The organism is Streptomyces sp. NRRL B-3229, assembly GCF_000719505.1.
GTDB classification, from domain to species: Bacteria; Actinomycetota; Actinomycetes; order Streptomycetales; family Streptomycetaceae; genus Streptomyces; species Streptomyces griseorubiginosus.
Map to the genome: position 1 here is coordinate 61,052 of NZ_JOGP01000034.1, position 12,688 is coordinate 73,739.

General features: G+C 70.7%; 12 protein-coding genes. 6 read left to right on the forward strand and 6 right to left on the reverse strand.

Features of this window, described 5'->3' with window-relative positions; genetic code table 11:
- The first annotated feature begins 126 nt into the window (after nt 1–126).
- Nucleotides 127–1,470, forward strand: a complete 1,344-nt coding sequence (locus IF54_RS0135970; RefSeq protein WP_030326628.1) for a M14 family metallopeptidase — start codon at nt 127–129, stop codon at nt 1,468–1,470.
- An 88-nt stretch (nt 1,471–1,558) separates the two neighbouring features.
- Here IF54_RS0135970 and IF54_RS0135975 read toward each other — a convergent pair whose 3' ends face one another.
- The 4 genes from IF54_RS0135975 to IF54_RS0135990 form a co-directional block, all read right to left on the reverse strand.
- Nucleotides 1,559–2,086: a hypothetical protein gene (locus tag IF54_RS0135975; RefSeq protein WP_030326629.1), complete on the reverse strand. Its 528-nt coding sequence runs from the start codon at nt 2,084–2,086 to the stop codon at nt 1,559–1,561.
- Nucleotides 2,087–2,223: 137 nt separating this feature from the next.
- The gene (locus IF54_RS0135980; RefSeq protein WP_030326631.1) at nt 2,224–2,634 is read right to left on the reverse strand and encodes a RidA family protein; all 411 of its coding nucleotides are present in this window, start codon (nt 2,632–2,634) and stop codon (nt 2,224–2,226) included.
- Nucleotides 2,631–3,392, reverse strand: coding sequence for an IclR family transcriptional regulator (locus tag IF54_RS0135985; RefSeq protein WP_030326633.1), 762 nt, complete (start codon nt 3,390–3,392; stop codon nt 2,631–2,633). The genes IF54_RS0135980 and IF54_RS0135985 overlap by 4 nt, the downstream gene beginning before the upstream one ends.
- Nucleotides 3,389–4,477: a sugar kinase gene (locus IF54_RS0135990; RefSeq protein WP_234439146.1), complete on the reverse strand. Its 1,089-nt coding sequence runs from the start codon at nt 4,475–4,477 to the stop codon at nt 3,389–3,391. Before IF54_RS0135990 ends, IF54_RS0135985 begins: the two co-directional genes overlap by 4 nt.
- Nucleotides 4,478–4,590: 113 nt before the next feature.
- Here IF54_RS0135990 and IF54_RS0135995 point away from each other — a divergent pair, with 113 nt between their 5' ends.
- Both IF54_RS0135995 and IF54_RS0136000 read left to right on the forward strand, forming a co-directional pair.
- Nucleotides 4,591–5,907 (forward strand): amino acid deaminase, encoded by a 1,317-nt coding sequence (locus tag IF54_RS0135995; protein ID WP_199821290.1) that lies wholly within the window; start codon nt 4,591–4,593, stop codon nt 5,905–5,907.
- Between the two features lie 71 nt (nt 5,908–5,978).
- Entirely contained in the window at nt 5,979–7,562 is a 1,584-nt protein-coding gene (locus IF54_RS0136000; RefSeq protein WP_030326640.1) for an N-acyl-D-amino-acid deacylase family protein, read from the forward strand.
- 100 nt (nt 7,563–7,662) lie between these two features.
- On the opposite strand, the gene IF54_RS0136005 is transcribed toward IF54_RS0136000, so the two are convergent.
- Both IF54_RS0136005 and IF54_RS0136010 read right to left on the reverse strand, forming a co-directional pair.
- Nucleotides 7,663–8,595, reverse strand: a complete 933-nt coding sequence (locus IF54_RS0136005) for a S1 family peptidase (RefSeq protein WP_030326642.1) — start codon at nt 8,593–8,595, stop codon at nt 7,663–7,665.
- A 200-nt stretch (nt 8,596–8,795) separates the two neighbouring features.
- A complete protein-coding gene (locus tag IF54_RS0136010; protein WP_030326643.1) occupies nt 8,796–9,494 on the reverse strand; it encodes a hypothetical protein in 699 nt (232 codons plus the stop codon).
- A gap of 126 nt (nt 9,495–9,620) precedes the next feature.
- Here IF54_RS0136010 and IF54_RS0136015 point away from each other — a divergent pair, with 126 nt between their 5' ends.
- The 3 genes from IF54_RS0136015 to IF54_RS0136025 all read left to right on the forward strand — a co-directional run bounded on the left by IF54_RS0136015 (nt 9,621) and on the right by IF54_RS0136025 (nt 12,681).
- Nucleotides 9,621–10,832, forward strand: coding sequence for a pyridoxal phosphate-dependent aminotransferase (locus tag IF54_RS0136015; protein ID WP_030326646.1), 1,212 nt, complete (start codon nt 9,621–9,623; stop codon nt 10,830–10,832).
- 85 nt (nt 10,833–10,917) lie between these two features.
- Nucleotides 10,918–11,340 carry a hypothetical protein gene (locus IF54_RS0136020; RefSeq protein WP_030326647.1) on the forward strand — a complete coding sequence of 141 codons (423 nt, stop codon included), beginning with the start codon at nt 10,918–10,920 and terminating at the stop codon, nt 11,338–11,340.
- Nucleotides 11,341–11,616: 276 nt separating this feature from the next.
- The gene (locus IF54_RS0136025) at nt 11,617–12,681 is read left to right on the forward strand and encodes a substrate-binding domain-containing protein (RefSeq protein WP_030326648.1); all 1,065 of its coding nucleotides are present in this window, start codon (nt 11,617–11,619) and stop codon (nt 12,679–12,681) included.
- Nucleotides 12,682–12,688 lie beyond the last annotated feature (7 nt).

Sequence of the window (12,688 nt, forward strand, 5' to 3'; positions counted from 1 at the left end):
ATTGACCTGACCATGTCATGCACGGACGATAAGCGGCACACCCGCACCTGTACGTCGCTGAACCACCCCCCGCTCCACTCCCCGCTTCCGGAGATCCCGGAATCCCTGGAGAACACAGGAGACTTCATGCGACTTCGCATACGCGGTTCCGGCACCCGCGGCGGCACCCGCTACGCCACGTTCGCCGCCGTCGCCTCCCTCATGACCTTCGCCCTCGCGGCCCCGCTCTCCGCGAACGCCGACAGCACCCCGAAGGCGGCCCCGAGCGCCGAGGCCGTCCGGCAGTACGAGATCCACCAGCAGTCGACTCCCGTGACCCGTACGGCGATCCAGCAGACCGGGGTGACGGTCGACGAGGCGGACGAGGAGACGGTGGTCGTCTCCGGCCGGGCCTCGCAGATCAAGAGGCTTCGCCAACTCGGCTACGACGTCGAGCCGTTGGGCACCGCACCGGACCGGGTCGCTTCCGGCGAGGCGCGGCTCTTCGACTTCCCCTCGGCCGACTCGCGCTACCACAACTACGCCGAGACGACCGCCGAGATCGACCAGCGGATCGCCGCCTACCCGAGCATCATGAGCAAGCGGGTCATCGGCACGTCGTACCAGGGCCGGGACATCGTGGCCATCAAGATCAGCGACAACGTGGCGACGGACGAGGCCGAGCCGGAGGTGCTGTTCACCGCCCACCAGCACGCCCGTGAGCACCTCACCGTCGAGATGGCGCTGTACCTGCTGCGCGAACTCGGCGCGGGCTACGGCAGCGACTCCCGGGTGACCAACATGGTGAACAACCGTGAGATCTGGATCATCCCCGACCTCAATCCGGACGGCGGCGAGTACGACATCGCCACCGGCTCGTACCGTTCGTGGCGCAAGAACCGGCAGCCCAACTCCGGTTCCTCCGCGGTCGGTACGGACCTCAACCGCAACTGGGCCTACCGCTGGGGCTGCTGCGGCGGTTCCTCCGGGTCGACGTCCTCCGAGACCTATCGGGGCCCGTCCGCCGAGTCGGCGCCCGAGGTCAAGGTGGTCGCGAACTTCGTGCGCAGCCGGGTCGTCGGCGGAGTGCAGCAGATCAAGACCAACATCGACTTCCACACGTACAGCGAACTGGTGCTGTGGCCCTTCGGGTACACCTACTCCGACACGGCGACCGGCATGACCGCCGACGACAACGCCGCCTTCAAGGCGGTCGGGCAGAAGATGGCCGCGAGCAACGGGTACACGGCGGAGCAGTCGAGCGACCTGTACATCACCGACGGGTCGATCGACGACTATCTCTGGGGCACGCACAAGATCTTCTCGTACACCTTCGAGATGTACCCGTCGTCCAGCTCCGGGGGCGGGTTCTACCCGCCCGACGAGGTGATCGAGCGGGAGACGTCACGCAACCGGGACGCGGTGCTGCAACTGCTGGAGAACTCGGACTGCATGTACCGGTCGATCGGCAAGCAGGCGCAGTACTGCTAGGGGTTGGACCGGTGGTGGCGAGCTGCGGGCCGTTGGGGGCTGGTCGCGCCCATGCGGCGGAGCCGCATATCGATGCAGCCCCGCGCCCCTAGGGAGTCTCGTCGGACTTCTCTTCAGCCGGCTCCGGAGTCCCGTCCTCGAAGTACTTGTCCATCACCGCGTCCAACTGCTGGTCCCACTCGGCGAATTCGGACCGTGCCGCCGCCTCGATCTCGATCGGGTACCAGCGCCGGTCGGGAGTGTGCACGGTGAGGGTGTAGCGCTTGCCGAAGCGGGGGGTCTCCGTCTCGATCGCGCCGATCTCGTCCCAACGGAACTCGCATGCCTGGTCGTCGAGGGAGAGTCGTACGCCCTGGTGGTCCGCGACGATCTTCGCGCGGCGGTCGGAGGCCTCGAAGACGGGCCCGTCGGGAGCCTCCTCCTCGGCGGGCTCCTCGGCGGGCTCACCGGTGGACTCCTCGACAGGCTCCTCGACGGCCTCCTCCGCGGTCACCTCCGCCCTCTCCGGGGCGGATTCCGCCTCGCCGGACACGGGTGAGGTGAGCCCGGGGATGTAGGCCGGGTCGAATCCGGCGCCTTCCAGGGGCTGGCTGCTCGAACCTATGCGCTGCTCCACAGCGGGCAGTATGGTCGACGATCCTGTGCCCGGCACAGTCGGCCCCTACATCGTTACCGGACGCCTACATGGGGCGGTTGTGCACAGGGGGCGGGCATGTATGTGGGCCGGGCGTGCACATGGAGTGGCCGTCTTCGCTAGCCCAGGACGGCGAGCGCGTCGATCTCGACGAGCAGGCCCGCGGGCAGACCGACGTAGACCGTCGTACGCGCGGCGGGCGGCTGGGTGAGGCCCTGCTCCTCGAAGTAGGTGTTGTAGACGGCGTTCATCTCGGCGAAGTGGTCCACGTCCGTCAGATAGACGCGGATCATCATCACGTCGTCCCAGGAGGCACCGCCCTCCTCCAGGATCGCCTTGACGTTGGCGAGGGTCTGGAGGGTCTGCTCGCGCAGGGTCGGCCCGGCGGGCGTGGGCGGCCTGCCCTCCTCGGCAGGAAGGAAGCCGACCTGCCCGGCGACCTGGAGGATGTTGCCCTTGCGCACCCCGTGGGAGAACTTCGCGGGCGGGGTGGTGTGGGTGCTCGGGGTGAGCGCGATCTTGTCCGTCATGCGGGTTCCTTCGCTGTCGTTCTGCCGGAGTACTCGCCGCTGACGGCGTCGGCCGTGCGGCGGAGCTGCGGGAGCAGGGTGAGGAGTTCCTCGGCGGTGACGACGACGTTCGGCGCGGAGACCGACATCGCGGCGACGACCCTGCCGTCGGCACCGCGGACCGGGGCCGCGATGCAGTTGATGGACTCCTCGTGGCCACCGAGGTCGACGGCCCAGCCCTGTTCACGCACCCGCGCCAACTCCTCCAGGAAAGCAGGGGCGTCGGGTGTCGAACGGGCCGTGTAGAGGGGGTATTCGAGCGTGCCGACGAGGGCCCGCCGCTCGGCCTCGGGAAGGTCCGCGAGCAGCAGTTTCGCGACCGCGGCGACGGTGAGGGCGACGGGCTTGCCGATCCGCGAGTACATCCGCACCGGGTAGCGGCTCTCGACCTTGTCGATGTAGAGCACCTCGTCGTCCTCGTACACGGCCAGGTGGACGGTGTGCCCGCAGCTCTCGTTCAGCCGTACGAGATGGGGGTGGGCGATCTCGCGGATGTCGAGGTTCTCCATCGCCTCCTGGGCGAGCGCGATGAGGCGGGCGCCGAGGCGGTAGCGCTGGTCGGACTGGCGGTAGACCATGCCGTGCTCGTGGAGCGTGCGCAGGAGCCGCAGCGCGGTGGACTTGTGCACACCGAGCCGGTCGGCGACCTGGCCGAGATCGGCGGGCCCCTCGGCGAGCAACGGCAGGATGCTGAGCGCGCGGTCGACGGTCTGACTCATGGCGTGCGTACCTCCTCCGAGGCCGTCTCGGCTTGCGTCCAGCCGGGGCCGAGTCGAAGTCTCCCCCACCCGTCGTCCCCGAGGGCGACGAGCCGGTCGGCGTGTGCGCGGGCGGGGGGCGGGGCGAGGTCACCGGGGGCGGTGAGGACGGCGGCGGCCCAGAGGTGACCGTGCCGGAGGCGGTCGCGCAGGGGGAGGTACCGAAGGGTCGCGGCAAGGAACCCGGCGGCGAAGGCGTCACCGGCGCCGGTGCTGGCCACGACGTCGACGGCGAGGGCGGGAGCGAAGGTGCCCGACGGCGGCGTGCCAACTGTCGGCGGCTGGAACCTACCTGGGGGCGCGGGGCCTCGTCGATGTGCGGCTCCGCCGCGGGGCGCGACCAGCCCCCGCTCGGCCGCAGCCGACACGAACGCGGTAGCTCCCTCACCGCCCTGCTTCACGACCAGCACCCCTGGCTCCGGCAGCTCCGCCCGAATCGCCGACGGACCCCCCGTCACCCCCCACGCCTCCTCCGCCTCGTCCTCCCCCACGAACACGATGTCGGCCCCCCGGGCCAGCTCCAGCAGCACCCGCGGCCCGTCTGCGCCGGCGTCCCGCCACAACCCGGCCCGGTGATTGACGTCGAAGGAGACGAGCGGACGCCCCGGCGCGGGAGTCAGCAACTCACGCACCAGCTCCAGGCACTCGGAGGACAACGCCGCGGTGATCCCCGAAAGATGCAGCACCCTCCCCGCCCGCACCACCGACAGATCGACGTCGGCCACGGACATCGCGGAGGCGGCGGACCCGGCCCGGTAGTAGGCGACCTCGTGCCCGTCCGAGCCCCGCTCCCCCGCCGTACGGAAATACACCCCCGTCGGTCGCGAAGGATCACGGCCCACGGCCGAGACATCGACCCCGTACCCCCCGATCGTCTCGACCAGATGATCCCCGAACCCGTCGGCCCCGACCCGGCTGACCCACCGCACCGCGAAGCCCGCGGCAGCCAACCCGCAGGCCACGTTCGACTCCGCGCCCCCGATCCCCCGGTCGAAGGACGGCACGTCGGCGAGCCGCCCCGGCCGGCCGGGCAGGAGCGTGACCATGGACTCGCCGAGCGCGACGACGTCCACGGCGTCGGAGGCGTTCACGAGGGGCGCGGCTCCTTCATTGACCCGGTGTTCGCCAGGATGTTAGACAGCACTGAGCGGTACACGCAATGGACGTTGCACACAATGCAACAGACTCATCGGGAGGCCCTGTGTCCGGTACCGAAGCGCTCGCCCGCCTCTCGGAGGACCGCGTCGACCACCGGTTCAAGGGTCTCCCCCCGGACGCAGACGGCCTGACCGTCGCCGAACTGACCGCCCAGCGCCGCAACCTCTTCACCGGCGGCTTCACCACCCCCGTACTGGCCCTGTCCGCCGAGCGCCTGGAGCACAACCTCGCGCTCATGGAGACGTACGCCACCCGCCACGGCCTCGCCTTCGCCCCGCACGGCAAGACCACCATGGCCCCCCAGCTCTTCCAGCGGCAGATCGAGCACGGCGCCTGGGGCATCACCCTGGCCGTCCCCCACCAGGTCCGGGTCGCGCGGGCGTACGGAGTCCAGCGGGTCTTCCTCGCCAACGAACTCGTGGACCCGGCGGCGCTGCGCTGGATCGCCGGGGAACTCGCGCACGACGAGGACTTCCGGTTCGTCTGCTACGTCGACTCCGTGCGCGGGGTCGAGCTGATGGACGAGGCGCTGCGCGGGGCGTCCCGCCCGGTGGACGTCGTCGTCGAGCTGGCCGCCGGGGAGGACGCCCGTACCGGTGTCCGCACGGAGGCGGAGTGCGGGGCGGTCGCCGACGCGGTCGCGGCCACCGGGACGCTGCGGCTCGTCGGGGTCGCCGGCTACGAGGGCGAGGTCCCGCGGCCGGACCCGGAGCGCGTGCACTCCTGGCTGCGCCGGCTGGTGGCCCTGACCGCGGAGTTCGACAAGGCGGGGCGGTTCGGGGCGGAGGGACTCGACGAGATCGTGATCAGCGCCGGCGGCAGCGCATGGTTCGACGCGGTCGCCGACGTCTTCGCCGAGATCCCCGAACTCTCCCTGCCGGTGCTGAAGTTGCTGCGCTCCGGCGCCTATGTCTCGCACGACGACGGCCACTACCGCCGGCTGACACCCTTCAACCGGGTCCCGGAGGAAGGCGCGCTGGAGCCCGCGTTCCGGCTGTGGTCGCAGGTCGTCTCCCGCCCCTCCCCCGAGCAGGCCTTCACCAACGCGGGCAAGCGGGACGCGGCCTACGACCTCGACCTCCCGCTCCCCCAGGTGGTCCACCGCGACGGCACCGAGCGGCCCGCGACCGGCATCGAGGTGACCGCCCTCTCCGACCAGCACGCGTGGCTGCGCACCGCCCCCGGGGTGGACATGGAGGTGGGCGACTGGGTCGGCCTCGGTCTCTCGCACCCGTGCACGTCCTTCGACAAGTGGCAGCTGATCCCGGTGGCCGAGGCGGACGGCACGGTCGTCGACTACGTGCGCACGTTCTTCTAGTACGTCCGCACTGTTCCTTTCAGAAGCTTCAGACGGAGGCTTCAGAAGCTTCCAGACGCGGGAGGTCCGGCATGGAGGAGCTCGTCATCCGGGACGCGGACGTCGTCGACGGCAGCGGCGACCCCTGGTACCGCGCCGACGTGGTGGTCGACCGCGGCCGGATCGTGTCGATCGTCAAGGAGGCGGCCGACGCGGGCTGCCAACGCCCCAAGGCCCGCCGGGAGCTGGACGCGGAGGGGCTCGCCCTCTCCCCCGGTTTCATCGACATGCACGCGCACAGCGACCTGGCCCTCCTGCGCGACCCCGACCACAGCGCCAAGGCCGCGCAGGGCGTCACCCTCGAAGTCCTGGGCCAGGACGGGCTGTCGTACGCCCCGGTTGACGACCGGACGCTGAAGGAGGTCCGGCGGGCCGTCACCGGGTGGAACGGCCACGGCGACGACATCGACTTCGACTGGCGGACGGTCGGCGAGTACCTGGACCGCCTGGACCGGGGCATCGCCGTCAACGCGGCCTATCTGATTCCGCAGGGCACGGTCCGCGCGCTCGCCGTGGGCTGGGAGGACCGGGCGGCGACACCCGAAGAGCTGGACCGTATGCGGCGGTTGGTCGCGGAGGGGATGGAACAGGGGGCGGTGGGGATGTCGTCCGGGCTGACCTACACCCCCGGCATGTACGCCGAGGACGCCGAACTCACCGAGCTGTGCCGGGTGGTGGCGCGGTACGGCGGCTACTACTGCCCCCACCACCGCTCGTACGGAGCGGGGGCCCTGAAGGCCTACGCGGAGATGGTCGCGCTGGCCCGGGAGGCCGGCTGCGCCCTCCATCTGGCCCACGCCACCATGAACTTCGGCGTGAACGAGGGCCGGGCGCCGGAGCTGCTGTCGCTGCTGGACGAGGCTCTGGCGGCGGGCGCCGACATCACCCTCGACACCTACCCCTACACCCCCGGCTCGACCACCCTCGCGGCGCTGCTGCCGAGTTGGGCGAGCGAGGGCGGCCCGGAGCAGACCCTGAAAAGGCTCGCGGACGACGGGACGGCCGAGCGCATCCGCCACGACCTGGAGGTCGTCGGCGCGGACGGCTGCCACGGGGTGCCGGTGGACTGGGAGACGATCGAGATCTCGGGGGTCGGGGACCCGGCGCTGGCGCGGTACGTCGGCCGCCGCCTGGACGGCTGGCCGACCGCCCGCCACCTGCTCCTCGCCGACCGGCTGGCCTCGTCGATCCTCCAGCACGTGGGCCACGAGGAGAACGTCCGCACGATCATGCGGCACCCGGCCCACACCGGGGGCTCGGACGGCATACTCCAGGGCGCGAAGCCGCACCCGAGGGCCTACGGCACGTTCCCGCGCTATCTCGGCACGTATGTGAGGGAGTTGGGCGTGCTGTCCCTGGAGGAGTGCGTCGCCCACCTCACGTCCCGCCCGGCCTCCCGACTGCGCCTGCCGGACCGAGGCCTGGTCAAGGAGGGCTACCGGGCCGACCTGGTCCTCTTCGACCCGAGGACGGTGACCCCGGGCTCGACCTTCGAGAACCCCCGCCGACTCCCGACGGGCATCCCCCATGTCCTGATCGACGGCAGGTTCGTGATCGAGGACGGCGAACGCACAGAGGTCTTGGCGGGGCGGGCGGTCCGTAACAGTCCCATGTAACGGAACGCCCAGGTCACCCACCTAGGGGCGCGGGGAACTGCGCGACAAGCCACAACGGACCCGCGCCCGCCGCACAACCCTCATGGCACCCGAGTAGGCGCTACGGCTTCGGCAACGTGCACGCACTCGCGTTCAGGTTCAGCTGATTCCCCGTCGTGAAGCACGCCGGGATGTTGTAGATCTCCTGCGCGTAGTTGATCCCCTCACGGACGGTCACGTTGCCGTTCGCGTCCACCTCGCACGGGTTGTTCTCCGTGCACCGCTGCCCGTCCTCGTTGCCGGTGTTGTTGACGGCGACGACCTTGCCGGTGGACTGGTCGATGACGGGCGAGCCCGAGGTGCCGCCGATGGTCTGGCAGGCGGAGGTGTAACGGACCGAGTCCTTCCAGGTCCAGTCACCCTCCTTCAGCCGGTACACGAACCCGTCGATGTTGCAGCTGTAGAGCCGCTTCCAGTAACCGGAGGCCACGGTGATCGCGGTCCCGGCGGTCGGGTGGGTGTCCTGCACGGTGAGGGCGGAGATGCCGTACGCGCTCTTGATCGAGGCGTACGTGGAGGTGAGCTGGTAGATCGACACGTCCGTGTCGGTCATCGTGCCGTAGGCGAGCTTGCTGGCGCGCAGGGTGGCGACGCGGGTGCCGGAGGAGTTGAGCAGCCCGAAGGTCCGGCTGGACGCCTGGTTGGTGAGCACCTCGCCCGGCTCGGGGAAGCCGGTGGTGAGGCAGTGGCCGTTGCTGAGGACCAGCGCGGGGTCGGTGTCCAGGGAGTTCGGGAACCGGATGACCGAGCCGGAGCAGTTGCTGAGCGAGACGGTTCCGGCGAGGGTGACGGCCTTGAGCGACGGCGACGGTGACGTCAGCTGGGACAGGCCTGCCGTGGCGGAGGTGAGCGTGTCGTGGACCACGGAGGTGACCGTGTCCGTGTCGACGCTCTTGCCGACGCCCGCCGCGGTGGGTTCGGCGGCGACCGCGGGTGCCGCGCCGATCCCGGCCAGGGCCAGGGCGCTGAGCACGGCGACGAGAGGCTTTCTCATGTGGGGGTCCCCTCTTGCGACTTGGGCGGCCGGAAATCTTCCGGCCGCCCGTGAGTTTGTCATGCACATTGTGAAGAAGGGTGGTCACTTGGGCAAGAAGCTGTGCCGAGCCCGCGCCCCTCGACGGGCGAACCTGCACATCCGGGGCGGCACGCACCCGGCGTTCGTCCCCGGCGAGATCAACTTACCCATGCACAGGGCTACTTGGGCTTCTTCGAACCGCCCTGTCCGCGCCCTTTGCCGCCGGAGTTCCCCGGACCGTCCGCGGTGACCGTGACCGAAGGGGTGGCCGACGTACCGGAGGAGGTACGCGCCGACGGGCTCCCGGAAGCCCGGTCCCCGGACGCGTCCGCGGAGGCGGAGGTACCGGCGTCCGAGGTGCCGGGGTCCGGGGATGCGGTGGCACCGGACTCCGGGCCCCCCGAGGCGTTCGCACCCGGGCCCTCCGGGCGGGTGGAGGAGGCCGGGCCGGTGGCCTCACCCGTCACCGAGGAGGCCGAGGGGGCACCGGCCCCCGGTCCCCGCTCGGGCCCGGAATCCGTCAGGGACAGCCCCACGATCAGCGCCGCCGCCCCCACGGCCCCCACGGCTCCGACGACCGCGACGACCCGGCGCGAGCGCCGACCTCCCGTGGAGCGGGCGGCCCGCCGCCGGGCGGCCCGGCCGCCGGACTCCGGGTCGACCGACTCGGGGGCGACGGACTCCGAGCCGCCGCCCCCGGGGGTGCCCGCCCCCACGGCACCGGACTCGATCAGGGGGAGCTCGGCCGTGGCGTCGTACGCGTTCTGCCAGCCGTGCGCGGCCGCGGGGTCCGGGAACTCCTCGTACGCGGGGGTCACCGCGGGCTGCGGCTGATAGACGTTCGGCGCCCCGGACTCGTATTCGACTGGCCTCGACATGGCGACGGATTCTAGGGACGGAAGAGGCCCGTGGGACAGCTACCGGCGATAACGGACCAAACCACCACGTCTCAAGTGGCGGAAAACACGGACCATGGAGCGTTACCGGGCCGTAAGCTCCCAGACATGCAGGTGATCCAGTCGACCAAGCTCGCCAATGTCTGTTACGAGATCCGGGGCCCGGTTCTCGAGGAGGCGATGCGCCTGGAGGCGGCCGGGCACCGCATCCTCAAGCTGAACACGGGCAACCCCGCCGCGTTCGGGTTCGAGGCGCCCCCGGAGATCCTCGAGGACGTCCTGCGGAACGTGTCGACCGCCCACGGGTACGGCGACGCCAAGGGGCTGCTCGCCGCGCGCCGCGCCGTCGTCATGCACAACCAGACCATCGGCATCGAGACCGACGTCGAGCACGTCTTCATCGGCAACGGCGTCTCCGAGCTGATCGTGATGGCCATGCAGGGCCTCCTCGACGACGGCGACGAGGTCCTCGTACCGGCCCCCGACTACCCGCTGTGGACCGCCGCCGTGTCACTGTCGGGCGGTACGGCCGTGCACTACCGCTGCGACGAGCAGTCCGACTGGATGCCCGACCTCGCGGACGTGGAGCGGAAGGTCACCGACCGCACCAAGGCGATCGTCATCATCAACCCCAACAACCCGACGGGCGCGGTCTACGACGAGACCATGCTCAAGGGGCTGACCGACATCGCCCGCCGCCACAACCTGCTGGTCTGCTCGGACGAGATCTACGACAAGATCCTCTACGACGGCGCCACGCACACCCCGACGGCGTCGATCGCCCCGGACCTGCTCACCCTCACCTTCAACGGCATGTCGAAGGCGTACCGGGTGGCCGGCTACCGGGTGGGCTGGATGTCGATCTCCGGCCCCCGCGCGCACGCCGACTCCTACATCGAGGGCCTGACCGTCCTGGCGAACATGCGGCTGTGCGCGAACATGCCGGGACAGCACGGCGTGGTCGCCGCGCTCAGCGGCCGCCAGTCGATCAACGACCTCGTGCTGCCGGGCGGCCGGCTCGTCGAGCAGCGGGACGTGGCGTACGAGCTGCTGACCCAGATCCCCGGCGTGAGCTGCGTGAAGCCGAAGGGCGCGCTGTACCTCTTCCCGCGCCTGGACCCCAAGGTCTTCAAGATCAAGGACGACCGGCGGATGGTCCTCGACCTGCTGCGCCAGGAGAAGATCATGGTCGTCCAGGGCTCCGGCTTCAACTGGCCCGAACCCGACCACTTCCGGGTCGTGACCCTCCCGACCGTCGGCGACCTGCGGGATGCGGTGGGGCGGATCGGGAACTTCCTGGACGGGTACGGCCAGCCGTAGATCTTTCGGTCCGGTTTTTCAGCTCGCTCAACTTTAGACGGAATCTAAGCTAGGATGGTTTCCTGACAGCTCAGGAGGCCATCCCATGTACGAGCCGATCCGCACCAAGTCGGTCCACTCCACGATGGCCGACGCCCCCTCCGACTTCCCCCACCGTTCGCGCGAGGAAGAGCTGGACATCCAGCTGGCCGGCCACCTCGCCGCGCTGCTCGCCGTCACCGACGAACTGCGCGCGCTGGAGCCGTCCGCCGACCTGGACACCGCGGCCGAGCGGCTCGCCGCCCAGGTGGCCCGACTGCGGGGCGGCGGCGCACCGGCGCGCGTGCCCCTGGCCGCGGTCCCCTCCACCCCCGACATCACCGACCTGCACCGCCGCGCCCACGCGGTGGCGGGGCGGGCGCTGCTCGTGGCGGCGTCCCGCGCGGACACGGCGGCGGCGATCCTGGCGGCGGAGCGGATGGACTCCCACGCGGCGGCTCTGGAGCCTCGCGAACTCGCCGCCCACTGAGCCCTACGGCTCCTTCTGACGGCCCCGGTCCGCGCGCACCCGCAGCGACGTGCGGACCGGGTGCCATGCACTGCGTTGGCCTGGGACGGGGTGCCTTCTCGCCGTAGGGGTTCCTGTTGTCGGGCGGCTGCGGGTTGGTCGTGGCTTGTCGCGCAGTTCCCCGCGCCCCCGGAGGGGCGCCCACCGTGCCGTCCGTTTGAATCCGGGACCGGTACTACACCTCCCGTTCACCCTCTTCGCCGGGGAATGTTGGGTTCCGCGAGCACTCTTCACGGCGTGAGACGAATTGCAGGAATCGTCCTCGCGGTACTGCTGATCGGTGGCGTGGTGGCCGCCGTCGTGGCGGGCCGCAGCAGTGAGGACAGTGGCACGGCAACGAAGACCGTGCGTGGAGTGATCGGGTCGGAGAAGGCGGAGTTCTTCGAGGACCCGGACGTGGTGAAGGCCCTCGCCGCCAAGGGCTACACCGTCAGGGCCGAGACCTCCGGGTCCTGGGCCATGGAGGGGCTGGACCTGCGCGGGTACGACTTCGCGTTCCCGTCCAGCCAGGCCCCGGCCGCCGAGCTCGCCGCGAAGTACAAGGTGCGGGGGACCCTCCCGCGTCCCTTCTACTCGCCCCTCGTCGTCGTGGCGCACAAGAGCGCCGCCGAGGTCCTCGCGGGCAACGGCCTGGCCACCCTGGACGAAGGCCACCGCGGCATCCTCAAGATGGCCGCCTATCTCGACGCGGCCCGCGCCGACCGCACCTGGCAGCAACTCAAGGGGGCCGGGAAGTACGGGGAGTTGACCGGCACCCTCTATCTGTCCAGCACCGACCCGGAGACCTCCAGCTCAGGCGCCCTCTACCTCGCCGCCGCCTCCTACGTGGCGAACGGCGGCAAGGTCGTCGCGAGTGCGGCCGAGGTGAACGGGACGACTCCCCTGCTGCACAAGCTGGTCAGCGTGCAGGGCGCCCAGCAGTCCAGTACGGACGCGGCCTTCCGGGACTTCGTCAGCGGCGCCGGGAATCCCCTGGTCCTCGTCTACGAGTCCCAGGTCGCCTCGCTCCTCGCGGACGGGCAGCACCCGGACGACCTGGTCGTGCTCTACCCGGACACCACGGTCAACAGCGACCACACGGTCGTACCCCTGACCGAGAACGGTCAGGCGCTCGCCGAACTCCTGTCCACCGAACCGCAGTTGCGCAAGCTGGAGGTCCGGCACGGGTTCCGGCCGCAGGGCGAGGCGACCGGGTTCGCCTCGGACACCAGCTATCTCCAGCAGGAACTGACCGGCGTCCGCCAGGCGCCCGTGCCCACCTCCGCGGTGCTGCACGAGCTGGCGCGACGGGCGCGCGGATAACGGGGGG

Bases quoted from the DNA above. Each gene is read 5' to 3' on its own strand.
- IF54_RS0135980 (WP_030326631.1), bottom strand. From the start codon at position 2,634: ATGACGGACAAGATCGCGCTCACCCCGAGCACCCACACCACCCCGCCC.
- IF54_RS0135970 (WP_030326628.1), top strand. From the start codon at position 127: ATGCGACTTCGCATACGCGGTTCCGGCACCCGCGGCGGCACCCGCTAC.
- IF54_RS0135990 (WP_234439146.1), bottom strand. From the start codon at position 4,477: ATGGTCACGCTCCTGCCCGGCCGGCCGGGGCGGCTCGCCGACGTGCCG.
- IF54_RS0135995 (WP_199821290.1), top strand. From the start codon at position 4,591: ATGGACGTTGCACACAATGCAACAGACTCATCGGGAGGCCCTGTGTCC.
- IF54_RS0135985 (WP_030326633.1), bottom strand. From the start codon at position 3,392: ATGAGTCAGACCGTCGACCGCGCGCTCAGCATCCTGCCGTTGCTCGCC.
- IF54_RS0136020 (WP_030326647.1), top strand. From the start codon at position 10,918: ATGTACGAGCCGATCCGCACCAAGTCGGTCCACTCCACGATGGCCGAC.
- IF54_RS0136015 (WP_030326646.1), top strand. From the start codon at position 9,621: ATGCAGGTGATCCAGTCGACCAAGCTCGCCAATGTCTGTTACGAGATC.
- IF54_RS0136010 (WP_030326643.1), bottom strand. From the start codon at position 9,494: ATGTCGAGGCCAGTCGAATACGAGTCCGGGGCGCCGAACGTCTATCAG.
- IF54_RS0136005 (WP_030326642.1), bottom strand. From the start codon at position 8,595: ATGAGAAAGCCTCTCGTCGCCGTGCTCAGCGCCCTGGCCCTGGCCGGG.
- IF54_RS0136000 (WP_030326640.1), top strand. From the start codon at position 5,979: ATGGAGGAGCTCGTCATCCGGGACGCGGACGTCGTCGACGGCAGCGGC.